The following is a 26335-nucleotide window of genomic DNA, read 5'->3' on the forward strand; positions in this document are numbered from 1 at the left end:
CAAGACCTCCTATCCTAATGCAACATCCAGCACCATCATAATCACAAAGCCAACAGCAAAACCAATCGTTCCAATATTGGAATGTTCACCTTCTGAAGATTCCGGTATTAATTCTTCTACCACCACATACATCATAGCTCCAGCTGCGAAGGATAATAAATAAGGTAAAATCGGTATGATGAAAGAAGATAATAAAATCGTTATAACTGCCGCAATCGGTTCTACAACACCGGATAAAGTACCGTAAATGAAAGCTTTTCCTTTTGTTAATCCTTCACTTTTTAATGGCATTGAAATAATGGCACCCTCAGGAAAATTCTGAATCGCGATTCCTATCGCTAAGGCAATTGCTCCCGCCATGGTAATATTCTGTGAACCGCTCACAACACCGGCGAAAACGACGCCGACGGCCATCCCCTCCGGGATATTATGTAGCGTTACTGCTAAGACCAGCATCATCGTTTTAGTAATATTGCTTTTTCTCCCTTCCGGTTCATCATCGTTTAGATGAAGATGAGGAATGGTAGCATCTAAAATAAGTAAAAACAAAATACCAAACAAAAAGCCAACAGCCGCCGGTATAAAAGCCCATTTTCCCATACTTTCTGACATCTCCATTGCCGGTATTAATAATGACCAAACAGAAGCTGCCACCATCACTCCGGAAGCAAATCCCAACAGCATTTTTTGTATTTTAGGACGAATAGCGCCTTTCATAAAAAAGACACATCCTGCCCCTAGAGTTGTTCCTAAAAAAGGAATCAATATCCCAATTATTGTTTCCATACAATCCCTCCCAAACATAAGTTAGTTTTCATTAACATTAAGTATACGATATTCTTGCCCATTTGCAAGCCATATACCTATTATTTACCATTAATTCAGTTTTAGCCAAATGCATCATCATTATTCCGCATTGGATTGCGGGCGCATAACGGGAAATGTTTGATACATAAAGGCATCATCATACCAATCATCCATGAGTTCTCCGATAATGCTGTAGGGTGGTTTCCCTTGATCCCTTAACGCCATACGAGCAAAAGCCGTATAGGTTAATACAACATCAAATAGAATAAGAATTAGGACTACATAATAAACCGGATGCGCTATTGAATAAGGGATTTTCTCAATCCATTTAGAAATAAATGGATAAATAACTTTCATCAATAGAGTTCCGCCAATTCCCCATCCCAACATAAAAGGAACAGTGGTTCTGCCAGCAATATTTAAAACGTAACCGCTATAGTTCCAAAATTCCACACCAAAGAATACTTCCGCAATCCAACTCGTTGCAAATTCCGTAACCCCACCGATAAGGGAGGCATAAAGCAATGTTTTAGCTATGCTTCTTTGATCATTATACTTCCCTAAACAAGCAACAAAAATTGCAACGCCCACTCCATAAATAGGACTAAAAGGACCATAGATCAATCCTTGTCGGGAAGTCGTTTGACCAACCTTTATAAAAAACAGCCATTCTTCATAATACGTTCCAATAATACACCCGATTAAAAAGAAGATAAAAATCTTAGCGAAGCAATATCCTTTTGCAAATATCTTTTTTTCAGCCATGGAATCGCCTCCTTTTTTTCATTATACCAAGATTCACTTTAAAAGACAGGTATTCAGCTATATTTAGACAAATTCTGTTGTTTTTCTATTCTTGAAAGCGAAGTCCCCGCTTTTTTTATTTTGCTATAATGGTGAAGGAGGATAAAAAATGAAACGCAAATTTTTCTTTTTTGATATTGATGGCACTTTGACCGATCAAAACCCCGGAGGAAAAGTGTTGGATTCTACTTATCGAACTTTAAAAAAGCTGCAAGAAAACGGACATGTTGTCTCTATAGCGACGGGAAGAGAATATGTCAGTGCCGCAGAATTTGCCAAAAAGGCAAATATCGCCAATATGATCACAGACGGAGGAAACGGTTTGGTTGTTGATCATCAGCTTATTCACATTCACCCGCTTCATCGTGAAGATGCGTTAAAAGTTATCGATGAATGCAATGAAAAAGATGTTGGCATCTGTGTAATGATTGACGAGACACGAACCTGGTACAGCCATAATACCCGTTTATATGACCACTATAAAGAAAAACCATATTTTACTTTAACTGTCAATCCTTGGCTGGATTATCATGAGATTCCACAGTTTTTCAAAATTTATGCAGGACTCACCGCAGAGGAAGAAGACAAAATCACTTCTATTAAAGAAACCGGAATTCCTTATTCACGTTATAGTCATGGGCATATTGAAATCGAACCGGACGATAAATATCAAGGGATTCTCGATATGCTTCAATACTTGGGCGGGAATGAAGAAGATGTTGTGGTTTTTGGCGATGGCAAGAATGATATTAAAATGATGAAGCGAGCTAAAATTTCGATTGCTATGGGCAATGCGATCGAGGAAGTTAAAGCCGCTGCCACATTTACTACAAAGCGCAATGATGAAGACGGTATTGAATATGCCTGTAAACATTTTGGCTGGATTGATTAAACAAAAGTCCTCAGGTGAGGACTTTTATCGTTTGATCAGATCATATAGAAAGGATTTTGACTGCATAAACATTAATTTTAAGAGTTCATAAAACATTTTATATTCTTCTTTACTCATCATGCTTAATTCTTTAATACCACGAATCCATTGTCTAAACCCAACCGCAGTAAAATCATTAATGCTTTCAATCTTCATCTCATCCAGCATTTTATAAAGAAGTGTGATAAACGTTTTCTTTTCTTCATCCGATTTATTAATCAGCACCTGATCTAAATACAGTTTAATCTGATCACTCTCTTTGCTTAGTGTATCCTTATAGACAAAATGATCTTTATCCACTTCCCAATAGAATGCATCATGCTGCATAAGTCCCTCACTATACCCTTTAATAATTGTCGGATCTTGACAATGTTCCAGCACACGGCCAAAGATAGAGGCTTCCGGAATATAATGATGCAATCGATCAGATATAAAAGAAGGATTATGCTGCTCGTAAAAAATCTTACGAAATCCCGGACCATCAAAACTATAAACTCCTTTTATCCAAGGAGACAGCTCATCACAGCAAATAGCGGCATACATAGCCAGATTTCCACCTTTAGAATGTCCGCCAATGTATAAATCGGGCATTTTATCCCTAAATTTCCACCATTTTTTCGGTTTAAATAGCTGGTGACCAATTTCTTTTAAATAATTTTCGGCTAAGTGTTGAGATGGAATAACATCCAGATAGGTCATATCTAAATCTTCTTTCCAGCCTAAAATGGAAATATCGGTACCACGATAAGAAACATAAACTATATTTTCAGCAAGTTCAATGCAGAGTGCACCAAACTGAACTTCTTTTTGTTTATCATTAACCACCTGATAACGGCTTAATTTCACTTCTCTGTAACGCAAAACCGTAGGAAGCACATGAATCAATTCGGATAATAACGGCGAAAAGCTATAGGTTTTATTAAAATGTTCCTGATCATATCTTTCACAGTAATCAAGACATGCCGTAGGCAGTGAAACAGAAGTCTCTTTGATAATCTCTCCCCACTCAATATAACTTAACAGCGCAAAGATTAGACTGTCTATTTTATTAAATGCCTTCTCTTTAAATAAAAGATCACCACGCCATTTTAAATAGGTCAATATATTTTCCATGATCGTCCCCCCACATCTTATATAGATTATAACATAATTCATGGAATCAATGGGACTGCCTGCTTATTACTTGATCATTAAAAAGATGTCGTTTCATCTGCTGTCACTCTCCATTCTTTCAACAGAAAATCCGCTGATTATAAGATTTATTTTTAATTCTGTTTTTCTCTTACTATAGATACCCCTTTATCAAAGTAAAAAGGGTAAACAATAGTTTGTTCCCCTTTTACATATCCATTATTTTTTTGCAATCAAACAGATTGTCTGTCCATTATCGATGTAGGGTTTCCCAGTAACATCACCATAAACTTCAATTTTGTTGAAACCCGCCTCTTTTAAGTCCTGCTTAATTTCTTCTAAAGTAAACACATGTTCCCAGATATTATAACAGACTGTTTCATTTTCATTAATAATAATATATTGTTCTAAAAAGGTATTTTCCGCCTCATAACGGTAGAAAGATTTTAAAATCAAACTTGCTTCTTCCCGCCAAAATCCTTGCGCTTCAATACTCCACTCCTTATATTCTTCTTGTCCTCGATATTTTTCTAGTGTGAATACATCAAATAAAAAACAACCCCCGCTTTTAAGACCTTGATAGACCTTTTTCAGTAAAATTTTACGATTCTCATTGGATAACACACCAAAATCACAATAAATCATAGTGATTAAATCATAATCCCTGCCAAAATCATCACTCACGTAATTTCCTTCCACATACAAAATGTCTAACTTCTTTTCTTTAGCACTTGCTTTAGCGTAATCAATTGATCGTTTGGATAAATCAAAACCGGTGACCTGATACCCATTACGACTCAATAATTCCGCATAGATTCCCGGTCCACAGCCTAAATCCAATAATGTTGGATAAGTTGCCGGAGGGATTTGTTTTCTGATCCATTGCACTGACTCTTCTACAAATTTCTCTTTACGGGTAGCCGCATCCACCTCCGGATTCAAATGGGCTTTAAGCATCCCTTTAGAAATATAAGGGTCATCCCAGAACTTCTTTGTACTGGTTTGATATAGTTTTGGTTTCTTTTCAAATTGTATGAATTCCTTCATCCTTTATTCTGTCCTTTCTTTTATTAGCAGCTATGCACATAAAAAAACTGTGGGAATTCCACAGTTGCCTACTTCATATGCTGTCTGTGGAATCCATTAAATAATCATTTTAAGCATACTAAATAAAACCTAGTGTCAGGCTTTTTTATATGCATTTTTGATTATTTTAGCGTTTTCCACGTTCCACTTATATTACTGATGATGCAATATCAAGTGCGCCGGACAGAATCAACTCCTTCTATAGCTGCTAATAGTAGTATACATTGGTTTAAGTTCAATAGCAATTCCCCCTTACAAAGTACTGTCTGTTTTCTTATTTTGAAATAGTCTCTTCTTTTTTTATTTTCCAGATATAATATAGGCAGGAACATACGTCAACTGTTGACGAAAGGAGATGACTATGTATAAATCAAAAGGAGAAAAGGATGTCAGTATCCAATGCGTGAAAGATTATTTTATTGAACATAAGACAGCAACCAAAACAGAGCTTGCCAATGCCACCCACTTATCTTTAGCGACTGTAACCAATATTTTAAAAGGGCTGTTGGAGACAAAGTATATCCAACGGATAGAAGATGAAGAATCCACAGGCGGACGTAAAGCAAAACGCTATCAGATTTGTGGGCAATATATGTTATTTGGTCTTATGTATTTACAAAATATTCAGCAACATATAAGGGTTCAGGTACGAATCGTAGATTTAGACGATGTAATTGTTTATGAGAAAACATATCACTTTAACTCCCTGCCTGTTGAGAAGATTTTATTTATTATTGAGGAAATGAAGAGTCACTTTGATTTTTCTTACCTCAGCATATCGATACCGGCAATTGCCGACCGGGGTTTGGTAAGCAAATGTGATATTGAAGAATTGGAAAACATTCAGCTTAAAGAAAAAATCGAATCGGCAGCAAAACTTCAAGTGTCTATTGAAAATGATGCGAATACGGCAATGTTGGGTTATATCTATACACACTCGATAAGTAAAGATTCAATCGCTTTTATTTATCAGCCTGATAATCACCACAGTGGCTGCAGTTTGTATGTTCATCAAGCTATAATTTACGGTGCTACCCACTTCGCCGGTGAACTTGGCTACTTACCCAACGGATCATTACAGGAACAGGAATTGTTATTAAAGGAAAATCCATTGCTATTATTAGTCAAACAATCTGCCAGTGTCATCAGTGTCATGAATCCATCCCATATGGTTTTATATGCTCCCTGTGTCAATGAATCAGACTTTAAGCAAAAGATGGATCAATATATTCCGCAAATTCACCAGCCTAATTTTGAATTTATCGAAAATATGGATGAATACACCTTTAAAGGATTAAATCACCTCTGTATAGAACAATCACGCTATAAATTAAAAAAGGAGAACGAATAATGAGTATTAAAATAATCGCAGTAGATATGGATGGGACTTTTTTAACCCATGATAATCAATATGATAAAGAAAGATTCTTAAATCAATATGCAAAGATGAAAGAAGAAGGCATTCGTTTTGTCGTTGCCAGTGGGAATCAGTATTATCAGCTCCGCTCATTCTTTCCGGAAATACAAAAAGAATTGACCTTTATCGCAGAAAACGGAGCTTTTATTGTCGATCAGGATCAAGAACTATTTGTCGCTAAATTAGAAGATGCGGATGTTCAAAAAGTAATCGCGGCTATTAATCAGTATCCTTCTATAAAAAAGATCGTCTGTGGCAAAAAGAGCGCCTACATCAATGAATCTGTAGATGAAGATTACTTTAATCGCTTGAATTTCTATTATCCAAAATTACAGCGGGTAAAAAATTTCGATCATTTTGATGATACTATCTTTAAAGTATTTTTAAGCTGTGACGAAAATAATTTCGAATCGATTTTGACAGAATTAAAAGAAAGTATCGGTCATATCATGACACCTGTGGACTGCGGTCATTTTGGTATTGATCTGATTATTCCGGGAATCAATAAAGCACATGGCATTCAATTTTTATTAGATACATGGAATACCCCGGAAGGAGAAGTAATCGCCTTTGGTGACAGCGGCAATGATTATGAAATGCTTAAAATGGCAAATTACAGCTTTGCTATGGAAAACGCAAAACCGACAATCAAAGAAGTTGCAGACTATACCATTGCTTCTAATGATGAGGGTGGTGTCCTTGAAGCTATTGATTGGTATTTCAATAAAGAGAACATGTTTAAGTAAATAAAAAAGAAAGTCATTTCCAATAGGAGTAACTTTCTTTTTTTCATGACAAACCGGATACAGCATTTTGTCTGCTTAATAATCAAAATTTCATATATTATAAGCCGTAATGATACTAGCCTTTCTAACTCATATCACTCTATTTAATTCCTACATTTTTTTGATAAATTGAAACCGACAAGCGATAACAAATATAGATGAAAACATAAATGACTAAAACACTCATAATATTTACATTCAGTAATTTGGTCTGCATCAGTTTGGCAAGTGAATGCACTGAAAAATAAGAGGAAATGCTCATTACCAACAAGGGGGTTAAATAGGCAAAACGCAATTCATTGATAATCGCTTTCTTAAGTGTTTTTTTACTTATTCCGATCTTATGAAGAATCTGATAGCGTTCTTTTTCATCATAAGCATCGTTATACAGCTTCATAAATAGGATACTGCCGCTGGCTAAAACAAAAACCATGAACATGAAAACACATAATGAATACAATACTTTGATCCATTCAATTTCATTGCTGTTTGGATCTAATGACACTAACCCATCATAGTTGTCATAACTTTTCAATATATCTTGAGCTGCTTCAAAATGGTCCATATCACTAAGCTTATAATTATAGCAGTAAACAACTGTTCCTAAAGGCATTAATTCTTGATATTGAGAATCACTGACCATATATAAATTCAATTTTTCTTGCAAATACCCTAAATAGGGGATGGATGTTTCTTCGACCTCTTGATATACTTTTCCATTAATTGTCTCCGTTACTAGCGAACTATCTGTGATGAAAGACATTAAATGAAGCTGTGAAACACTAATGTATTCATCCTCTTCAAGCTGTTCAAACGGAAAGTCCAATCCACTTTCTTTAGCTAACTGTTGAACTTGAGAATAAGATAAAATACCGTAATACTGATTTTGATACGGGGAATCAACTGCATTGCTGTCTAATTGCAGTAAAGCTATTTTAGAACTATATGCAATACCGCTTTCTTTTTCTATTACTCTTTTATATTCTTCTCTTAATCCTGTTTGAGAGCTTAATATTTGAAAGGTATACGTATTTCTAAAATGAACTATCCCCTCATAACGATTTTTCATAGCAAACCCGGTTGCCAGAGCTGTTACCGAACATAACATTAAGACACTGACCATCGCATATGTGTGGTAATTCTTTTTTATTCTAAATATTATATTGTTTATCCATAAGTTCCTTTCTCTTTTATAAAGAAAACGCTTTTGGTCTGCCAATTTTTGACAAATCAACGGTATTAGCCCTCCAAATAACAAATATACTCCAATAATGACAAATACGACTGCAGAAAGAACATTGCTCATGACCTCTATTCCGCCTTCTTTAATTGCCAAATAATAACCGATTCCTGTGATGATTACTCCTAAAATAGATTTTAAGATCAGTATCCAAGCTTTCGTTTTTACATATTCATTCTGCTTGTTTGCCGAAACCATTTCCAAAACACTGCTTCGAACGATATTAACATAGCCTTTCAATGTAAAAATGAAATAAATTACTAAATAAACAACCGCTGCCAACAAAATAGCCTGCAATGAAAAGCCAAAAACCAATTCAACTGAAATATCAGAAATAGCCATCATAATCATTTGAAAAAGCTGAGTTGTTAACACTCCGAATCCGATTCCTAATCCCAGAGCGACTAGACCAATCAGTGTGGTTTCGATCATATATAGCTTTCCGATTTTTTGGTTGGTAAGTCCCATAAAGACATAGATACCGATCTCTTTTTTTCTTTTCGTTAAAAAGACATTGGTTGAATACCAAACAAAAAATAAGATGAAACAGATTAATACAAGTGTAATCACTTGGATAATAATCCTAATATTACGGGTATTCGATTCTCCTAGCGACGTTAAGACCCCTGAAAATAAAATATTCTGAAAATTGTAAAAAATTAATATCGTAAAAGCTAAAGATATAATCAGAGATAAATAACTTTTAAAGCTTGTTTTAAAGTTATGAACAGCTAACTTCATCATACTCATGAGAAATCACTTCCCATAGAAGCCTGCATTTCAATAATACGATCATAAAATTCTTTTCGATCAGTGCCTTTGCTTAATCTACATTTGATCGTCCCATCACTCAAAATATATACATCCTTTGCATAAGAGGCACTGAAGGCATCATGTGTTACCATTAGAATTGTTGCTTGTCCCTGATCATTAACAAGCTTAAGACACTCCAATAAATCATGACTTGATTTAGAATCCAAAGCCCCTGTTGGCTCGTCGGCAAATATAATTTCCGGTTCGGTAATCAATGCACGACAAGTTGCCCCTCTTTGTTTTTGCCCGCCCGATAACTGATAAGGATATTTAGTTAAATGCGCACTTAATCCAAACATATCCGCTAATCTTTGACTCTTTTCTAAACAGATTTTGCTAGAAACTCCATTTAGGGAAAGCGGCAGGACTATATTATCTTGAAGTGTCATTGTATCAAGTAAATTATAATCTTGAAAAACAAAACCAATTTTATCTCTTCGTATTTTAGATAACTCTTTATTGCTGATTTTGGAAATATCTTTCCCATCAATAAATACAGCTCCTTGCGTTGCTTTATCGATGGTTGATAAAATATTGAGTAATGTCGATTTTCCAGACCCACTTGGTCCCATAATAGCAATAAAGTCATTTCGATAAATCGTCAGATCAATTCCTTTTAATACACGTGTTTGAAATCCTCTGACTCCAAAGTTTTTAACTAAGTTTTGAATTTCTACTACTTTCTTCTCATTCATCCTTACTTCCTCCTTACCCCCTCATTATAAAAAAGTGGGCAGATTAAATCCTTACATCTTCATTACAAAATAATCTCTAACCTTACATTTTCTGTAATATTAGAGATTAAAATAATCACGGTTATCTTTAAATATTATTTTAAAACGTGTGTATTGCTCTATTATGCTTTCCACTTCAATCTGATGTCCTAACTTCTCTATGATCAAATGCGCCATGTAAAGTCCCATTCCGGTGGACTTATATTTTCCGTTGTGACGATTGATGCCAGTATATCCTTTTTCGTAAATACGGCGAATATCTTCTGTGCTGATTCCATCACCATGATCTTCGATATATAAACAGATTGATGCTTCTTTTTCTTCGCTCCAAATCTTTAAAACAGGTTCTTCTTTTGCATATTTGATTGCATTGCTGATAAGTTGATCTAAAACAAAAACGATCCATTCTTTATCTGTATATACAGGATTTTCTGTGACATCAATACTTAGATTAAAATGATTTTGAATAAGAAAGAATTGATTATTTTTGATTGAAGTTTTGACACATTCGTTAAGATTATTAGGTTTAACCTGTAAATCATAGATATTGCTTTGAACCTTACATCCTACAAGTGCACTGTTCAGTTGCTGATTCATCTTTTCTAACTGTTCTCTTAATGTTTTTTTAATATCCGGTCTTTCAATCTTTTCAACCATTAACAAACTCGCTGAAAGAGGTAATTTTACTTCATGACACCACTTCGTCATATAATCTTGCAGATTATCATTTAAGACAATTTGATCGTGAAGCTGTCCTTGCAAGACCTGAATATCATGTTCAATGATCTCCTGGTCTTTTAAATCAGAAAATTCCCAGCAAATAAGCTCATCTTCCTTAATTAAATCCTGTTTTTTCTTTTCTCTTTTTATCACCTGATAACAATCGATACCAATAAAGATTCCATAGCTTACTCCGATTAAGAGATCCAGATAAAGAAGATAATTGATACTGGTCTGTGGAACCAAAAAGATGAAGTACAGATTAAAAGATAAAAACAGGAAGAACATCAATATAAATTCACGTTTATTTTGATTCAAATACTTCATTCGATATAATACCCGTAACCTTTCTTTGTCTTGATGATCTCATTATGACAGCAGGCTTCCAGCTTACTTCTTAATCGACTGATCATCGTGGTTAGTGTTCCGTCTGACACATATTCTTCGGTATTCCATAATTCCATCATAAGCTCTTCCCGGCTTACTATCTCGCCTTTACTATTAAACATTTTAGAAAGAATCTTTTTTTCCGATTTAGTTAGGTCCACTTCCTGATTTTGAAAATAGAGAACTGCGGATTGTGTGTCAAAACAAGTTTCCGGATTAAGATAAATTTTATCTTTCACTTTATATTGATAGGTTCTTCTGATAATGGCTTCAATTTTTGCTTTTAAAACGTGAAGATTGAATGGTTTTTCAACATAATCATCACCGCCTTGGACAATCGCTCTGATTTTATCGCTGTCATCGTTGCGGCTGCTGATATAAATAATGGGAATATCTGATATTTCTCTGATCTTCGTACACCAATAAAAGCCGTCATAATAAGGGAGATTGATATCTAAAAGGATCAAGTGGGGGTGAAGTCGCGAATAATCCTCAATGATATTTAAAAAATGCACCGCTTTTTCAGCTTTATACCCCCATTTTCTTAAGAAAGATTTTATTTCATTAGCTAAGATTTCATCATCCTCAACCACCATAATAAGAATATTATTTTCCATCCGTGATTCCCCTTCCCTATTTAATTTTATTATATCGGGTTTAATCGGACAAGGAAAGGAATTCGTCCCATATTACAGATTTGTAATATAAAGAAAAAAAGAGGAAATAAAATAGCAGCTAATCCCAATTAACTAGCTGCTTATTTTCTATATTGTTTGTTTTAGCTTATTTACCAAAGGAAAATCAAAGTAAGTATCAGGATACGGTTCATCTTTTAAAACATAATGCCACCATTCGTATTCATAACGTAAAAATCCACATGATTCCATAATTGCACATAGCATTTTACGGTTATTCATCTCTTCTTCTGAAATTTCAGATGAATTCCAATGAGAACGTGTATCCATATAATCAAAATCACTTCCCATCGGTACAAGTTTTCCGCTATATAGTTCATACAGTGTCAAATCGATTGCACTGCCACGACTATGACTTGATTGGGCTGCTACATAGCCTTTTAAAATCAATTCACTTCGTCTGATTTTTGGATAGTGTTTCATCTTTGTATCCCCATCTTCAGGCAGTTCAGCCCATTCCAAGAAGCTGTCTACCGCTCTTTGTGGGCGATATCCATCCCAAAGCAATAAGCCATACCCAAGACGAGCGGCTATCTTTTTTGCTTGAAGCAAAGCGGCCGCTAATTCCTTTGTCCCTACGATTCTGTTAATTTCATACCCTGTCACAGGTTTTCCGGTGAAATTATCCCAAGTAGCATATTTCGCATCCCAGCGTATATCTTCTAAGATTTCATCTAAGAACACAAAGCCATGCATCATATTATTTCCCCCCCTCTAATGCAAGTGTGATCCAACGATCGATCAGTTCTTCTAATCCTATATTTGCCGCTCTCATCATACGGGGATAGCGGCTATAGGAAGTAAGTCCCGGCATGGTATTGACTTCATTGAGTACGATCTGACCATCCGCTTGTAAAAACATATCAATTCGTGCCAGTCCACAACATCCTAGACTTTGGTAAATTGCTTTAGCTGTTTGTTTGATTTCTTCTCTTTTCTTTTCAGGAACTTCTGCCGGAACAATAAACGCTGAATTTTCAGAACCAGTTTCCGGTGTTTTTTCTTGATGAATACGGAAAAATCCATGAGTAAGCCTAATCTGATCGACCTCTCCAACCAATAAATTCTTGCCATTACCTAAAACAGCACAGCCGACTTCTATTCCTGTAATAGCTTGTTCTATCAATACTTTCTTATCGTATTTCCTTGCTTCTTCAATAGCATCGGGCAATTCTTCTGCACATTCTACTTTCGTAATTCCAAACGAGGAGCCAGATCGTGCCGGCTTTACAAAAGCCGGAAATTTTAAATTTTTATTATCTAAGTTTTTATCATCATTGACTACTTTAAATTCAGGTGTTTTAAACCCGCTGCCTTGTACTATCAGATACGTCAGCGCTTTATCTAAACAGACCGCTGATGCCTGAATGCCGCAACCTACATAGGGGATCCCCGATAATTCTAAAAGTCCCTGAATAGACCCATCTTCTCCCATCTTGCCGTGAAGTACCGGAATAATGACATCTATCGGCTGAATATGATACTTGCCATTACCTACAACAAGCATTCCCAAAACATCACGATTTGAGGATAGGATGACTGATTCTCCAGCCTCTTCTTCCCAATTCTTAGTTATTTTCTCACATCGTTTCCATCTGCCTGATCGTGTGATTCCCACATAAATCACGTCATATTTATCTTTATTTATATTACCTGCTACCTCTATTGCTGATTTTATAGAGATGTCATGTTCTTCTGAAATTCCACCAAAAAGGATAGCTGCTTTTAATTTTTTCATTTTATTATTTCCTCTCAAATTGTTTGCATTTTATCATTGTTTGCTCAACCACATCGTATAATGCCTGTTGGGTATAATAGGCCGTATGAGGGGTGATAATGACATTTTGTATTTGTCGAAGATGAGATAAAAACGTATTTCTAAATCCTTTATAACGGCAATCATTATAAAAGATACCCTCTTCTCCTTCTAAAACGTCCAGTGCCGCTCCACCTAATTTTCCATTGTCCAATGCATTGATTAAAGCTTCTGTATCTACCAGTCCGCCCCTAGCTGTATTTATAAGAATTGCCCCTTGTTTCATTTGTTCAATTTCACGATGACTGATTAGATGATGATTCGTATTGTCTAACGGCAGATGAAGAGTCAAAATATCACTATTTTTTAAGATTTCACTAAAGGATTGAGACATTGTTTCTTTATCGCAAGATAACACCTGACAGCCAAATCCTCGGAGACGTTCAATCACTGCTTTGCCAATTTGACCACTGCCAATAACACCAACGGTTAAATCTTGTAATTCTTTACCACGTACAGCATTTAATCGAAAATCAGATTTTTCTACATTGAATAGTGTGGATTTAACTCCTCTAAGAATCATAAGCATTAACATCAATGTATAATCCGCAACACTTCCCGGTGAATATGATGTATTTTCAACCATGATCCCCATCTCTTTAGCGGCTTCTAAATCAATGTGGTTAAAACCAACACTGCGAGTACAGATATATTTCACTCCCAGCTTTTTTAGTGCGGCAATTGTTCTTCTGGAAAGTTCTGCTTTATGCCCTATGCTAATACATGTACTGCCTTTTGCCAATCTGGCGGAACCTTCTGATATATTTAAATCTATCAATACGGGAGTAACATCAAATTGTACAGATAATCTTTGAAAAATCTCAATTTCATCTGGTTCACAACCAAAAACTGTAATTCTTGTTTTGCCCGACTCCGTTCTTTGTTCGAGTGTGTCTTTAGATTTCATGATTATGTTTTCTCCTTTCTAAACTTGGATTATAAAAAAAGCTCCTGTTCGTATATATCATACAAAACTGGAGCTTTTCATAATTTAATTTTTTATTAATGTTTCATTGTTGAATTCCTAAGAGAATCCTAAGGTGTTATGATCTAAAGATTATAAATAAATCTACAAATTCATCTGCATTTAAACTGCTAACAAATCAGATAATTTTTTTCTCTAAGAAACCATTTGTTAAGCATTAAACAAAATAATTAAAATGATTTCTATTTCATTTTTCCATGTGTTCATATTTTCAATTTACCAGTTAACTGAGACTTACTTAATTATTATATAGTCAATCTTTTAATTTTGACCCTTTAGATATGATACTATCTAAAACCATTTTGAATCATTCTTCGATATTTTCATCCTCTATAACTACTATACCGCCAGAATATAAGGGATTCATATGCAAGACTTCTTGACGAATAATAAGCTTCCGAATCTCGATAAGCTAAATTTAATGTTCCATTATTTCGATAATGGAAATAAAAATTAAACATTTCATTTTTATAGTCTGCAAAATCTACACTAAACACACGTTCAGTATTAACCTGTATTTTTTCCCCTGTATGTTCATAAAAATATTCTTCCATCATATGGGCAGCATCATAATTATTATAATCTTGTATTACTGGCACATAATACCATAAATTTTCTTCCATTGTATTTATGTTTTCTTTACTAATAACAAATACACTAAAACTACAATGTTTATTCAAGTAAATAAAAGAGTAGGTATCAATCCTAGAAAAAGATACATAAGAAGCTGTTCCTTTTTCATTTATAAGCTTATATGCTTCTGCATACCCCCTGTCTGCAAAATCATTAACCTTTTGAATATCAAACAAAGGAGCTGTTTCTGCGATATTTACTTCATTACTGCGTTTTGATATCGCATTTGCCTGAATTGCAATAAATACTGTTAATACTCCTAAAAATATTTTAGAACAGACATCTATAATACTTTTTTTTGATTGAATATATCTCTCTATTTTATTATCTTTAACTGAATCAATAATCACTATTATAAGAAATATGACTATTCCAAATAATGTTAGTAAAAAAATATTCATATCAATTGCTCCTCCTGAATATAATTGTTTCACAATTCATCTTATTACTTATTTATAATTTGGTCTTTAGAAAAAAAGACTCTGGATTATTCCAAAGTCAAATATAAATGTTAAAACTGTTAAAACCAATAAAATTTAATGAAAACAATTCAAATAAAATTACTATATTACGAAAAGCTATTCCCACTCAATCGTCGCACATGGCTTCGGTGACATGTCATAGCACACACGATTCACATTCTTCACTTCTGCTAAAATACGATCCGTAATCTTCATTAAGATTGCCCAGTCAATTTGTTCAATCGTCGCCGTCATAGCATCAATAGTATTCACCGCACGAATGATCACCGGATATTCAAAACAACGTTCATTGTTTTTAACCCCAACAGATTTAAAATCAGGAACCACTGTAAAATATTGCCACACTTTTTTATCCAGTCCCGCTTTAGCGAATTCTTCTCTTAAAATGGCATCAGATTCCCTAACCGCTTCCAAACGCTCTTTCGTAATTGCACCTAAACAACGAACTCCAAGTCCCGGACCTGGGAATGGTTGTCTGTATACCATTTCATATGGCAATCCCAATTCCACACCACAGGCACGAACTTCATCTTTAAATAATTGATACAAAGGTTCAACTAAAGAGAACTGCAAGTCTTCAGGCAATCCACCAACATTATGATGTGACTTAATTGTCTTTGCTGTCTTTGTTCCACTTTCAATAATATCCGGATAAATAGTTCCTTGTGCCAAGAATTCAATACCATCTAATTTTCTTGCTTCTTCTTCGAATACACGAATAAATTCAGCACCAATTATTTTACGTTTTTGTTCAGGATCAGCTACATCTTTTAATTTCGTTAAGAAACGTTCACTGGCATCTACATAAACAAGGTTTGCATGTAATTGATTCTTAAATACTTCCACAACGCTTTCAGATTCATTTTTACGCATCAACCCATGATTAACATGAACACATACTAACTGCTGACCAATTGCTTTAATCAACAACGCCGCAACAACTGATGAATCCACCCCACCGGATAAAGCCAACAGCACTTTTTTATCTCCTACTTGTTTTTTGATTAATTCAATCTGATCATTGATAAAGTTTTTCATATTCCAATTAGCTTCAGCATGACATTCATCAAAAACAAATGATTTTAAAATGGCTCTTAATTCCGCTTCATCTTTTGGATATACTTTATTTTCCACTTTTGCCAAATCATGATCAAAAGCGATAATCGGATATCCGGCAGTATACAAGTCACTGACAACATCAATCTTTTCTCCATCAATCACATTATTTTCACCACCACTGATGATAACCCCTTTAACGTTACTTAAAGCGTTCAATTCATCTACAGTAATATCATGTGGTTTGATTTCACTATACACCCCTAAAGCACGGATTTCACGGGCTATAGTAGTATTTTGATGACTCCCTAAGTCTAATATTACGATCATATCTTGTTTCATCTTATTCTCCTTAATTTGCATAATTATCAAAATATCCTTGAACTAAAACAACCGGTGTTCCTTTATCTCCGGACCCACTTGTCAAGTCACATAATGAACCAATCAAATCCGTTAATTGTCTTGGTGTTGTTCCTTGTGAAGCCATATTTCCTACTAAATTATCATCTTTTTCTTTAATACTGCTCGCAATAGCGTTACGTAATTCTTCACCTGTTAAATGTTTAAAATCATTATCTGCCAAATACTTTAATTTCAGCTCATTTGGAGTTCCTACTAATCCATTTGTAAAGGCAGGTGACACACATGGATCGGCTAATTCCCAAATTTTTCCTTGCGGATCTTTGAACGCTCCATCCCCATAGACCATTACTTCGACACATTTGCCTGTCTTATCCAAAATAATTTTTTGAATATCCTCCACTAAGTCCTGACATTCTCTTGGGAATAATTTAATAGTATCTTCTGTTGATTTATTAGAACCTAATAAACCATATTTACTGTTATATCCGCTGCCATCAATACTGCTTGTCAGAATATCATCTAATCCGCAAACCACTTTTGCACCGGCTGCTTTTAAAATGCGTTTTGTACGTGCTCTGGTATGAATATCACAAGTGAGGACATGATCCGCATAATTTAATATCGTTTTAGCTTGATTTGCAAAAATAATTTCAACTTCTGCTCCCGCTTCCTTAATTAAATCAGCATAATAAGCTACATAATCTACCCCAGTAAATTCATGTGCATTCTCACCAAATAATTCACGATACTTTTCTAAAGTTAAAACATCGCTGTAAGGATTAACTCCCGCTTCATCTAAAGCATCCAAACTTACCAACTGATTGCCAACTTCATCACTTGGATAGCTTAACATCAATACTACTTTTTTAGCGCCCATCGCAATTCCTTTTAAGCAAATTGCAAAACGGTTACGAGATAAAATCGGGAAAATAACTCCAATTGTTTCTCCGCCTAATTTAGCCTTCACATCGCTCGCAATAGCTTCAACTGAAGCATAGTTTCCTTGTGATCTCGCCACGATAGATTCTGTAATCGATATCACATCACGATCTCTCAGTTCAAATCCTTCGCTTTTAGCGGCATCTAACACACTGTCAACAACGACTTTAGCTAAATCGTCTCCTTCTCTGATAATCGGGCAACGAATCCCTCTTGAAACGGTTCCAACTTTTCTTTCCATAATAACGCCCCTTCTAAATTTAAATTACTGCATACAGACGTATTATAATATACCCTGCTCGCAATGTAAATTAGTCTTGAAAAATAAAGTAGAATTTTGTCCATTTTCTATCTCCATTTCTTCTGTTTTAACAAAAAAATCCGATCATAACGGATTTAATTTTGCTTTTAGTACTGATATTTTAATACTAAAGGCGGCAGAAAAAGCATGAACATCTGTTGTTTTTCCTTTGTTTTAGGATATTTTACCTCTAAGTGAATATGAATAGATTCCTCTTTTTGTATATCAATATCTTTGAATAAAATCTTCTTTGTTTCACATAACACATTTAATTTAGGATAAAATCCAGTTGAATCACTTCTGGCTTTAAATAAAACAATATATCCACAGTATGTCCTAAAAACATATTTAGAAAACCTCATCCTGATCAAAGCAGTACCAAAAGCTACCAGACTATCACTCCCAATATCAATCTTTTATTACTCATTTCCAACTAAATACTCACAATTTACGATTATTCTTTTTAAGAAATGCTGTATTTTTAAAATCGTTTCAATACGTATAACGGTCTCTTCTAACCAATCATTTTATAATACTCCCCTATCTATTTCCGATTAATTTCTTACTTTATCACCGTTCCCTCATTAATACTATTCATTCCATAAACCAATAAAATTTCATCAATTTCTTTATCTATTAACCGTTCTGCATCTGTTAAATTCATATAACGTAAATCAACCACATAAATATCCTGATAAGTATCTACTAATAAAGGAACTAAACTACTTCCAAAGGAATCTCTAAATACCAGTAATGTCTGACCGTCCTTATTATCTTTATTTTTCAAATGAACAAAAGGTGTGGCACCATTTAAAAATACACTATAGGCATCATTATTATTAAGCTTATCAAGATTATAAACTTCTTTGAATTCAGGTGTTTCTAAATAGTTTGCTTCAATACTACAAGGATTTTCAAAATAGTTTAATTGATCACTCACTAACTGATAAGCAAATTGACTACTGTAAGTACCATAGAAAGGCTGATAAGTATATTTTTTTAAATTAGCTTGATTTATTGGGAACAATTTAAAATAAGCTTCTTGTTTTAAATGCGGATCACTATAATAGTAATCATTTAATGCTAATTGATCACGCACATCAAGGAATTCCCCCTTAAACTGAGAATTTATTAAATCCATAGCTTTTTCATAATCAAATGCACTATAAGCAGAAGCATAATATTCTTTACCGGGAATGATCAACATTTTGCTTTTTGAATGTGCATATTGTTGAATGATTCCATTTGCTTTATTAAGAAATACCTTTAACCTTTCTTCGTCTAATTTTTGCTCCTTTTTTAAAATATGCCCATCTTCTAAATAAAATTGATTATCATCACTCTTATTAAATATATCAAAGGCAACTTTCGCTTTAATATAACGCCACTGATCTCTAAAAACAACTTGATCTAAAGCATATTTTTCTAACTCTTTAGAATAGAAAGAATCTGTAATATTATAGTGCTTTACATCTTTAAAAGTAGTTAGATGCCTTCTTTCACTATTTGATATTTCCTTATCTTTAGTTACTAGATAACTTAATGTAAAGAAAAGTAAAATACTAACAAAAATAAACACAAAATATTTATCTCGCATTTTCTTACCTCCCTTAGAATCTGAAATATAAAAACGGATTAAATGAACTATCAACAATAAAAGCTATACAAATCAACAATAAAATAATCGTCCATACTTTTTTCAAGTTATCTAGCAGTAGAATGCTTTTATTAAAATAATTTAGAATAAATGGGGATATTGGCATTGCCCCCATGATGCTAACTATTACTATGATGAAATAACTTTTAAAATAATACAGACATTCTGTGGAGCTTAAAGGAAGATGATTTACATCAAACAACCCAATAAAAACATCTTTCCATTGGCGAATGTCATATTGAAACATCATAAAACCAATTAAAACTAATAAAATAGTATATAGTCTGCTAAAATAAAGATGTTTTCCTAAGAACGATTTCAATCCCATTTTTTCGATTATTAATATTAACCCAAAATAGACACCCCATAAAAGAAAATTCCATTCAGCTCCATGCCACAATCCAGTCAGAATCCAAACAAATAATAAATTGAAAACTAAGCGTGATGGTTTAACTCGGCTTCCTTTTAAAGGAATATAAACATAATCTTTAAACCAACGTGATAAAGACATATGCCAGCGACGCCAAAAATCGGTTATATTAACAGCGAATAAAGGATAATTGAAATTTTCCGGAAATTCAAAGCCAAACATCTTCCCTAATCCTATAGCCATATCCGAATAGCCTGAAAAATCAAAATATAACTGCATCAAAAAAGCAAAAGCAATAAACCAATATCCAAGAACAGACGGATTGGCACTTTGTAAAGATGTCACTAACTCTCCCAACGTATTAGCTAAAAGCACTTTTTTTGATAACCCCACAACAAACCGTTGAATGCCTAACGTTATTTTATGATAATGATGCTCTCTAACTTTTAGCTGTAAGGCTACATCTTGATAGCGAACAATAGGCCCGGCGATTAATTGTGGAAATAATGTAACATAAGTGGTGAACTCTAACAAGTTTGGATTTGCCTGAACTTTATTGGTATATACATCAATGATGTAACTAAGGCATTGAAATGTATAAAAACTAATTCCCAAAGGTAATAAAATATGAAATAATGGCAAATCTTGATGTAACACTAAATTAATATTACGAATTATAAAATCAGTATATTTAAAATAACATAAGATTCCCAAATTAAATAGTAAGGCTAGAATAAATAGGATTGTTCTTTTATGATCCGCTGTCTTACTTATCATCAAGCCAAATAAAGAATTAACAAAAGAACTTACTAATATTAATAAAAGATATTTGGGTTCACCCAATCCATAAAATATTAAACTCGCAATTAAAAGGATATGATTTTTAAATCTATAGGGCACTAAATAATAAATAATGAGCAGAATCGGTAAAAAGAAAAATAAAAATGTCAGACTTGAAAAGACCATTATTTCACCTCCTTTAACTAGAAAAAATCTTCGTTTGCACGAAGATTTAATTATAACTTTTTAAAATTATTGTGGATATCCTTAGCTAAATCATTAACCATAATCAAAATGATCACATTATCTTTACTATCTACAATGACATCCTTTTCATTCACTTCTACACAAATCCATTTTCTTGGATCAATGTTCGCTTCAATATCTGCTTTTGTTTTTTCAACATCAACCCCATCATTAACACGGACTATAACTACTGAATGAGCAATTGAACTCATCATTGGTTCACTGACTAATCCCTCTTTAAAATCTAATGCATCTAATCCCAATGCATAATTTAGATTTTCTTGTGATAACGGCGTATTCATTAATCCGGGTAATTGATCTTCTTTTATACCGGCATATACTTTTTCCATAATTTGTTCTAAAGATAAATCATTGAGATTTTCAGTACTGCTAGGTTTACCAGAACACCCGGTCAAAACAATAAGCATTAAACTTAAACAAACGATTAATATTTTTTTCAACATCTCTAAACCCTTTCATTTAAAATTACATTTTTAGTGTAACATGTCTTATAACAGAAAGGAACCCATCTATTTAAATTTCAAATATTGAAATTCATTAAAGCAAGTTTTTGATTAATTCTTCTTTGTCAGCCGGATGTAAATATGCTGGTGCAATATCCAATACGGTTTTACATCCACTCATCCCCTCTTGGTGCATTCTATATGCCGCTCTGGCATAAGCCACTAAAACACTTGAAGTAAACTCAGGATTAGAATCTAATTTTAAACGATATTCAATCACATGTTTATTTTCTTGATCAAAACCAGTAGTCCCGCTTCTAAACACGACACCGCCATGAGGAATTCCCTGATGATCTCTTTGTAATTCATCTTCACTGATAAAATGAACTGTTGTATCATAATCAGCAAAGTAGTTTGGCATAGTTTTGATTGTTTCTTCAATCTTTACTAAATCAGCACCCTCTTTTGCTACTACAAAACATTCACGTGTATGTTTTTGTCTTGTTGTCAAAGCAGGGTTTTGTCCATCACGAACACTTTCCAAAGCAGCTTCTACTGGGATCGTATATTGTCTGGCATCTTTTACCCCATCAATTCTGCGAATAGCGTCGGAATGTCCCTGGCTGACACCTTTTCCCCAGAATGTATAATCTGCACCATGAGGTAAGATCGCTTGTCCGTATAAACGATTCAATGAGAACATTCCCGGATCCCAACCTGCTGATATAACCGCTATTGTTTGTCCGATTTTACAAGCTTCATTTACATGGTTAAAATGTTCAGGTATTTTAGCGTGTGTATCAAAACTGTCAACAACATTAAAGCATGTTGCAAATTGTGGTGTCTGAACAGGCAAGTCGTTTGCACTCCCACCACATAAGATCATCACATCAATCTGATCTTTCATATCAAAAGCTTCTTCCATTTTATAAACAGGCAATGACGTATGTGGATGAACAGTACTTGGATCACGACGAGTAAATACACCTACTAACTCCATATCATCACTATTTGTAACAGCACTTTCCACTCCACGGCCAAGATTTCCATAACCAACGATTCCAATTCTAATTTTCATCTTTATCCCCCTTTATTTTTATCTGGACATATTTTATCACTTTTCCATTTAAAAATCACTACTCACTAGCGAAAAATAGAAATTGTTTTATCTAAAAAGGAAAAATACAGTCTTTCTTTATCTGTCAATAGTCGCTAAAAGAAAGAAAACCATGTATAATCAAAATAAAGGCAGGTGATTTTATGTTGACATTATCCAAAAAACAAGCTCGACGTTTTTTAATACGTTATCATGGCTTAGACAAACTAAACACATATGGGAAAAATAACCGTGGTATTCTGCGTTATCTGCAAAAGGTGGGTTCAATTCAATACGATCCTTTAAATATCGTAGGAAGAAATCCGGAAATCGTTCTATTCAGTCGCTTTTCTCATGTTCAGCGCAGTACCTTGGATCAACTGCTTTATAAAGAACGGCTTTTAGTTGATGGTTATGATAAAGAAGTCTGTATTTATCCTATGTCTCAATATCCTTATTTTAAACGTGTCCGGCAGCATTTTGCTCATTACAATGAACTTGCCATTGAATATCGGCAGCAAGAAGAAGTCTATCAATATATTGATGATGTTTTTAATCAATTTAAAGAAAAAGCCCCCTGCTCCGGAAAGGATCTTTCATTTAATGCATTAAGTAAAAGCAGCTGGGGAAACAGTCGGATTGCCAGTGTTGCTTTGGATTATTTGTATGCTCATGAACGTATAGGCATTCATTCACGTAACGGAGCAATAAAAATCTATGACTGCATCGAAAATCTGATTCCCGGTTCTTATTTGTTAAGTGAAGATCCTTTTGAAGATGATTTATCTTTTATTGAATGGTATACCTTAAGAAGAATCAATAGTATAGGGTTTTATTGGGATCGCTCTGGATCAGGTTGGCAGGGACTCCATCTTTCCAACAGTGCCATACGAAAAAGCGCAATTCGCTCATTATGTGAAAAAGGAAAGCTAACTGAATTCCAAATCAAAGATTCCAAATATCATTATTATATTGCGACCGGTCATCTAAAACAGTTAGAAACTCCGATACGTTTTTCACCATTTGTCCGCTTCATCGCACCATTAGATAATTTCATTTGGGATCGTCAGCTGATTCAAGAGTTATTTGATTTTGAATATCGCTGGGAAGTATACAAGCCGGTAACTCAACGTCAGTTTGGCTATTATGTTTTACCTATTTTATATAAAGATCATTTAGTAGGACGTTTCGATCCGGATCGTACAACGCCTCATTTTATTATCGATCGGATCTGGTGGGAAGAAAACTTTGATCCTGACCCTATTTTTAATGACTTATTTGAACAAGAAAAGGAACGATTTTCAAAATTTATAGGCTAAAGGGATCTCATCGGATCCCTCTTTTATATGCTTAATGTATTTAAATCTATAATTTCATCGCATAACTGATATTCTTTCGAGCGATGAGTAATCATAATGATCGTATGGTCTTGCTTAATCTCTTTGAGAAAACTTAATATATCTGCGGAAAGATGTTCATCTAATGCACTGGTAATTTCATCAAACAGGATAATCTTCGTATTTTTCAGTAAAGCTCTGGCAATCGCTAGACGCTGTTTTTGTCCGCCTGACAGATCGGTTGCATTCTCATTTAAAATTGTTTCAAACTGTTGGGGCAAAGCCATGATATCCTCATAAAGATGTACTTTCTTACAGACTTCCTCTATTTTATTACGATCAGGATTAATCAAGGCAAAATTATCATATATAGACAGGTTAAAAATGAATGGGTCTTGATTCACCATGGTAACAACTTGTGATAATGTTGAGCGGCTGATTCCCGATAAATCCCGATCATCAATCTTAACAGTTCCGAAATCCGGCTGAATGAATCCTAAAATTAATTTCATAATCGTGCTTTTGCCACTGCCGCTGCTTCCGACTAATCCGGTAATCTTTCCCGGCTTAAAATGCAGATTCAAATGGGATAAGTTCGGCTGATCACGATAGGAAAAGGTGACATCATCCAGTGTCACTTCTCCTTTTAAATTAACTAATTGACAATCTTGATTCTTTTGAAAAGGAACGACTTCTTCTATAAACTGGGCATAACGATCAATCGATACGTTCTTTAAACGAAGTTCCCCTAAAATAGTGACAAGTTCACTCAAAGAACCAAACATATTCCCAAAATAAGATTGAATAATCAATACTGTTTCAATCCCAAATCTCCCTTTAAGACAGTTGTAAACTGCATATCCCATCAGTAAAATCTCCGCCAGCATCGTAATGGCAGGACTCACGATATTCTTGATGATATTATTATTGATCATACGGTCATGCTCATAAAGATAATCTTTATTATAATGATGATACATCTGTTTAAATTGGGATAGTAAATGAAAGATTTTAATCTCCGACATACCATTCATAATCTGAGAAAAGAACCCTACTTCTTTATCCGTTTGCTGTTTTGCTTTAAACATAATCTTTTCATAATAATCATTATAATGATTAAGTAGATAAATCACGATTCCGTTGACCACAACCCCAAAGATCATCAGACCAAAATTGATCTGCCATAAAATAATGATTGATACCAAAAAGGAAATGACCAGAAATAAAGAGCGTGACAGCCATGTGCCAAAATCGGCTAACTCCTTGATATCTGTATTGACGGTATTAATCAAATGACTCTTTTTTTCATTGGTGAAATAGTCATATTCAAGATCATTCACTTTGTCTAAAACCTGACTCTGTAATGTCATATAACTGGCATTATAGTAAAATTTAGCGGCTTGATAATTGGCTATCCTAGAAACTTTTGATAAAATCTTTAACCCAAAATAGAGGATAAATATAAAAATCACTGTATCCATTTTTTGCTCTGTTAAATATTTGATAGCATAACTAAACAATAAAGAGGTGAACATATACGGTCCATCCGCAAACAGTGAGGTCACAATCAAATAAAACGTATATCGCTTCTTTATTTTTACTAGCTTAAAATACTTCTTTAAAATATATAAATTATTCATCTATTTGAATCGGTCTATCGCATTTCTGACCAATTCTTCTATCTCTCCTTTACTTAAAATGATCGTTCCCGCATAAATTTGGGTGGCAATCCCATGACTATAGAAACGAACATCACGATATAAATCTTCTGCCTGTTTTCTTGATAATACATATTGCTTTTGACAATTTGCGATAGTTTCTAAATTCCATGAAGAAGTTAATACCTCGCTCATATTTCTGCTTTCGATTAACGGATGAACAAACAAAGCACCAAATAAGTGTCTTTCTTCACTGGCAAAATGAATGTATGCAGAAGCAATACTAAACAATTCATCGTTCGTATCATGATATTTTTTTATAAAAGCATCATATTGTTCATCAATTTTTACCTTTGTATACTGTTTTAATTCTTCCATATTTTTAAAATTTTTAAAAATAGGTTGTGTCGAACACCCTAACCGGTTCGCTAAAGAGCGGGCATTTAGCTGTTCAATTCCCTCCGTTTTAATCATCATATATGCCTGATCAATAATCTCTTCTTTACTTACTTTTGGACGTGGCGGCATCTTCATTCCCCTTTCAATAACATTTGTTATATAACACTTGTTATTTTATATTGTTTAATCTGTATTGTCAATAG

General features: G+C 34.1%; 25 protein-coding genes. 4 read left to right on the plus strand and 21 right to left on the minus strand.

Annotation, left to right across the window (positions count from 1 at the left end):
• Positions 1–9: 9 nt before the first annotated feature.
• A complete protein-coding gene (locus tag BN1225_RS09020; RefSeq protein ID WP_041139469.1) occupies positions 10–786 on the minus strand; it encodes a ZIP family metal transporter in 777 nt (258 codons plus the stop codon).
• Positions 787–906: 120 nt separating this feature from the next.
• A complete protein-coding gene (locus BN1225_RS09025) occupies positions 907–1572 on the minus strand; it encodes a putative ABC transporter permease (protein WP_041139470.1) in 666 nt (221 codons plus the stop codon).
• A gap of 148 nt (positions 1573–1720) precedes the next feature.
• Between BN1225_RS09025 and BN1225_RS09030 the strand changes: the two genes are divergently transcribed.
• Complete coding sequence (locus BN1225_RS09030) at positions 1721–2503, plus strand: Cof-type HAD-IIB family hydrolase (protein WP_041139471.1); 783 nt, start codon at positions 1721–1723, stop codon at positions 2501–2503.
• Between the two features lie 24 nt (positions 2504–2527).
• Here the strand turns inward: BN1225_RS09030 and BN1225_RS09035 are convergent, their stop codons facing one another.
• Both BN1225_RS09035 and BN1225_RS09040 read right to left on the minus strand, forming a co-directional pair.
• Positions 2528–3655: an Mbeg1-like protein gene (locus tag BN1225_RS09035; RefSeq protein ID WP_041139472.1), complete on the minus strand. Its 1128-nt coding sequence runs from the start codon at positions 3653–3655 to the stop codon at positions 2528–2530.
• A 237-nt stretch (positions 3656–3892) separates the two neighbouring features.
• Positions 3893–4720 carry a class I SAM-dependent methyltransferase gene (locus BN1225_RS09040; protein ID WP_041139473.1) on the minus strand — a complete coding sequence of 276 codons (828 nt, stop codon included), beginning with the start codon at positions 4718–4720 and terminating at the stop codon, positions 3893–3895.
• 400 nt (positions 4721–5120) lie between these two features.
• On the opposite strand from BN1225_RS09040, the gene BN1225_RS09045 reads away from it, so the two are divergent.
• Together BN1225_RS09045 and BN1225_RS09050 are read left to right on the plus strand one after the other, a co-directional pair.
• Positions 5121–6110: an ROK family protein gene (locus BN1225_RS09045; RefSeq protein WP_041139474.1), complete on the plus strand. Its 990-nt coding sequence runs from the start codon at positions 5121–5123 to the stop codon at positions 6108–6110.
• Entirely contained in the window at positions 6110–6922 is an 813-nt protein-coding gene (locus tag BN1225_RS09050; protein WP_041139475.1) for a Cof-type HAD-IIB family hydrolase, read from the plus strand. The genes BN1225_RS09045 and BN1225_RS09050 overlap by 1 nt, the downstream gene beginning before the upstream one ends.
• Before the next feature lie 139 nt (positions 6923–7061).
• Here the strand turns inward: BN1225_RS09050 and BN1225_RS09055 are convergent, their stop codons facing one another.
• The 15 genes from BN1225_RS09055 to BN1225_RS09125 all read right to left on the minus strand — a co-directional run bounded on the left by BN1225_RS09055 (position 7062) and on the right by BN1225_RS09125 (position 22720).
• Positions 7062–8951: an ABC transporter permease gene (locus tag BN1225_RS09055; RefSeq protein WP_041139476.1), complete on the minus strand. Its 1890-nt coding sequence runs from the start codon at positions 8949–8951 to the stop codon at positions 7062–7064.
• Entirely contained in the window at positions 8948–9709 is a 762-nt protein-coding gene (locus BN1225_RS09060; RefSeq protein ID WP_041139477.1) for an ABC transporter ATP-binding protein, read from the minus strand. The genes BN1225_RS09055 and BN1225_RS09060 overlap by 4 nt, the downstream gene beginning before the upstream one ends.
• 99 nt (positions 9710–9808) lie before the next feature.
• Positions 9809–10795, minus strand: a complete 987-nt coding sequence (locus BN1225_RS09065) for a sensor histidine kinase (RefSeq protein WP_041139478.1) — start codon at positions 10793–10795, stop codon at positions 9809–9811.
• Positions 10792–11472, minus strand: coding sequence for a response regulator transcription factor (locus tag BN1225_RS09070; RefSeq protein ID WP_187117547.1), 681 nt, complete (start codon positions 11470–11472; stop codon positions 10792–10794). The genes BN1225_RS09065 and BN1225_RS09070 overlap by 4 nt, the downstream gene beginning before the upstream one ends.
• Positions 11473–11619: 147 nt before the next feature.
• Positions 11620–12249, minus strand: a complete 630-nt coding sequence (gene vanX / locus BN1225_RS09075; RefSeq protein WP_041139479.1) for a D-Ala-D-Ala dipeptidase VanX — start codon at positions 12247–12249, stop codon at positions 11620–11622.
• Position 12250: 1 nt separating this feature from the next.
• A complete protein-coding gene (gene vanA / locus BN1225_RS09080) occupies positions 12251–13288 on the minus strand; it encodes a D-alanine--(R)-lactate ligase (protein ID WP_041139480.1) in 1038 nt (345 codons plus the stop codon).
• Positions 13289–13292: 4 nt separating this feature from the next.
• The gene (locus BN1225_RS09085; RefSeq protein WP_052466522.1) at positions 13293–14273 is read right to left on the minus strand and encodes an NAD(P)-dependent oxidoreductase; all 981 of its coding nucleotides are present in this window, start codon (positions 14271–14273) and stop codon (positions 13293–13295) included.
• Positions 14274–14674: 401 nt separating this feature from the next.
• Positions 14675–15385 (minus strand): hypothetical protein, encoded by a 711-nt coding sequence (locus tag BN1225_RS09090; protein ID WP_041139481.1) that lies wholly within the window; start codon positions 15383–15385, stop codon positions 14675–14677.
• A gap of 177 nt (positions 15386–15562) precedes the next feature.
• Entirely contained in the window at positions 15563–16864 is a 1302-nt protein-coding gene (guaA, locus tag BN1225_RS09095) for a glutamine-hydrolyzing GMP synthase (protein ID WP_041139482.1), read from the minus strand.
• 10 nt (positions 16865–16874) lie between these two features.
• Entirely contained in the window at positions 16875–18065 is a 1191-nt protein-coding gene (locus BN1225_RS09100; protein WP_041139483.1) for a coenzyme F420-0:L-glutamate ligase, read from the minus strand.
• Between the two features lie 167 nt (positions 18066–18232).
• A complete protein-coding gene (locus tag BN1225_RS09105) occupies positions 18233–18487 on the minus strand; it encodes a hypothetical protein (protein WP_041139484.1) in 255 nt (84 codons plus the stop codon).
• A gap of 200 nt (positions 18488–18687) precedes the next feature.
• Positions 18688–19722: a DHHW family protein gene (locus tag BN1225_RS09110; RefSeq protein ID WP_041139485.1), complete on the minus strand. Its 1035-nt coding sequence runs from the start codon at positions 19720–19722 to the stop codon at positions 18688–18690.
• Between the two features lie 13 nt (positions 19723–19735).
• Complete coding sequence (locus BN1225_RS09115) at positions 19736–21118, minus strand: MBOAT family O-acyltransferase (protein ID WP_041139486.1); 1383 nt, start codon at positions 21116–21118, stop codon at positions 19736–19738.
• 50 nt (positions 21119–21168) lie between these two features.
• Positions 21169–21642: a hypothetical protein gene (locus tag BN1225_RS09120; RefSeq protein ID WP_052466524.1), complete on the minus strand. Its 474-nt coding sequence runs from the start codon at positions 21640–21642 to the stop codon at positions 21169–21171.
• A 94-nt stretch (positions 21643–21736) separates the two neighbouring features.
• Positions 21737–22720, minus strand: coding sequence for a diaminopimelate dehydrogenase (locus tag BN1225_RS09125; protein ID WP_041139487.1), 984 nt, complete (start codon positions 22718–22720; stop codon positions 21737–21739).
• Between the two features lie 182 nt (positions 22721–22902).
• Between BN1225_RS09125 and BN1225_RS09130 the strand changes: the two genes are divergently transcribed.
• Positions 22903–24057: a DNA glycosylase AlkZ-like family protein gene (locus BN1225_RS09130; RefSeq protein WP_052466525.1), complete on the plus strand. Its 1155-nt coding sequence runs from the start codon at positions 22903–22905 to the stop codon at positions 24055–24057.
• A 23-nt stretch (positions 24058–24080) separates the two neighbouring features.
• Here BN1225_RS09130 and BN1225_RS09135 read toward each other — a convergent pair whose 3' ends face one another.
• Complete coding sequence (locus BN1225_RS09135; RefSeq protein ID WP_041139488.1) at positions 24081–25715, minus strand: ABC transporter ATP-binding protein; 1635 nt, start codon at positions 25713–25715, stop codon at positions 24081–24083.
• Positions 25716–26261 carry a TetR/AcrR family transcriptional regulator gene (locus BN1225_RS09140; RefSeq protein WP_041139489.1) on the minus strand — a complete coding sequence of 182 codons (546 nt, stop codon included), beginning with the start codon at positions 26259–26261 and terminating at the stop codon, positions 25716–25718. It abuts the gene before it with no gap.
• Positions 26262–26335 lie beyond the last annotated feature (74 nt).

It is taken from the genome of Beduini massiliensis (assembly GCF_000829905.1).
GTDB classification, from domain to species: Bacteria; Bacillota_I; Bacilli_A; order Erysipelotrichales; family Coprobacillaceae; genus Beduini; species Beduini massiliensis.

Excerpts from the sequence above, each read along its gene's own strand:
- BN1225_RS09140 (WP_041139489.1), bottom strand. The coding sequence starts at position 26,261 with ATGCCGCCACGTCCAAAAGTAAGTAAAGAAGAGATTATTGATCAGGCA.
- BN1225_RS09090 (WP_041139481.1), bottom strand. The coding sequence starts at position 15,385 with ATGAATATTTTTTTACTAACATTATTTGGAATAGTCATATTTCTTATA.
- BN1225_RS09070 (WP_187117547.1), bottom strand. The coding sequence starts at position 11,472 with ATGGAAAATAATATTCTTATTATGGTGGTTGAGGATGATGAAATCTTA.
- BN1225_RS09055 (WP_041139476.1), bottom strand. The coding sequence starts at position 8,951 with ATGAGTATGATGAAGTTAGCTGTTCATAACTTTAAAACAAGCTTTAAA.
- BN1225_RS09045 (WP_041139474.1), top strand. The coding sequence starts at position 5,121 with ATGTATAAATCAAAAGGAGAAAAGGATGTCAGTATCCAATGCGTGAAA.
- BN1225_RS09065 (WP_041139478.1), bottom strand. The coding sequence starts at position 10,795 with ATGAAGTATTTGAATCAAAATAAACGTGAATTTATATTGATGTTCTTC.
- BN1225_RS09125 (WP_041139487.1), bottom strand. The coding sequence starts at position 22,720 with ATGAAAATTAGAATTGGAATCGTTGGTTATGGAAATCTTGGCCGTGGA.
- BN1225_RS09040 (WP_041139473.1), bottom strand. The coding sequence starts at position 4,720 with ATGAAGGAATTCATACAATTTGAAAAGAAACCAAAACTATATCAAACC.
- BN1225_RS09020 (WP_041139469.1), bottom strand. The coding sequence starts at position 786 with ATGGAAACAATAATTGGGATATTGATTCCTTTTTTAGGAACAACTCTA.
- vanA (WP_041139480.1), bottom strand. The coding sequence starts at position 13,288 with ATGAAAAAATTAAAAGCAGCTATCCTTTTTGGTGGAATTTCAGAAGAA.
- BN1225_RS09130 (WP_052466525.1), top strand. The coding sequence starts at position 22,903 with ATGTTGACATTATCCAAAAAACAAGCTCGACGTTTTTTAATACGTTAT.
- BN1225_RS09115 (WP_041139486.1), bottom strand. The coding sequence starts at position 21,118 with ATGGTCTTTTCAAGTCTGACATTTTTATTTTTCTTTTTACCGATTCTG.
- BN1225_RS09105 (WP_041139484.1), bottom strand. The coding sequence starts at position 18,487 with ATGAGGTTTTCTAAATATGTTTTTAGGACATACTGTGGATATATTGTT.
- BN1225_RS09135 (WP_041139488.1), bottom strand. The coding sequence starts at position 25,715 with ATGAATAATTTATATATTTTAAAGAAGTATTTTAAGCTAGTAAAAATA.
- BN1225_RS09060 (WP_041139477.1), bottom strand. The coding sequence starts at position 9,709 with ATGAATGAGAAGAAAGTAGTAGAAATTCAAAACTTAGTTAAAAACTTT.
- BN1225_RS09085 (WP_052466522.1), bottom strand. The coding sequence starts at position 14,273 with ATGAAATCTAAAGACACACTCGAACAAAGAACGGAGTCGGGCAAAACA.
- BN1225_RS09035 (WP_041139472.1), bottom strand. The coding sequence starts at position 3,655 with ATGGAAAATATATTGACCTATTTAAAATGGCGTGGTGATCTTTTATTT.
- BN1225_RS09100 (WP_041139483.1), bottom strand. The coding sequence starts at position 18,065 with ATGGAAAGAAAAGTTGGAACCGTTTCAAGAGGGATTCGTTGCCCGATT.
- BN1225_RS09025 (WP_041139470.1), bottom strand. The coding sequence starts at position 1,572 with ATGGCTGAAAAAAAGATATTTGCAAAAGGATATTGCTTCGCTAAGATT.
- vanX (WP_041139479.1), bottom strand. The coding sequence starts at position 12,249 with ATGATGCATGGCTTTGTGTTCTTAGATGAAATCTTAGAAGATATACGC.
- guaA (WP_041139482.1), bottom strand. The coding sequence starts at position 16,864 with ATGAAACAAGATATGATCGTAATATTAGACTTAGGGAGTCATCAAAAT.
- BN1225_RS09110 (WP_041139485.1), bottom strand. The coding sequence starts at position 19,722 with ATGCGAGATAAATATTTTGTGTTTATTTTTGTTAGTATTTTACTTTTC.
- BN1225_RS09120 (WP_052466524.1), bottom strand. The coding sequence starts at position 21,642 with ATGTTGAAAAAAATATTAATCGTTTGTTTAAGTTTAATGCTTATTGTT.
- BN1225_RS09050 (WP_041139475.1), top strand. The coding sequence starts at position 6,110 with ATGAGTATTAAAATAATCGCAGTAGATATGGATGGGACTTTTTTAACC.
- BN1225_RS09030 (WP_041139471.1), top strand. The coding sequence starts at position 1,721 with ATGAAACGCAAATTTTTCTTTTTTGATATTGATGGCACTTTGACCGAT.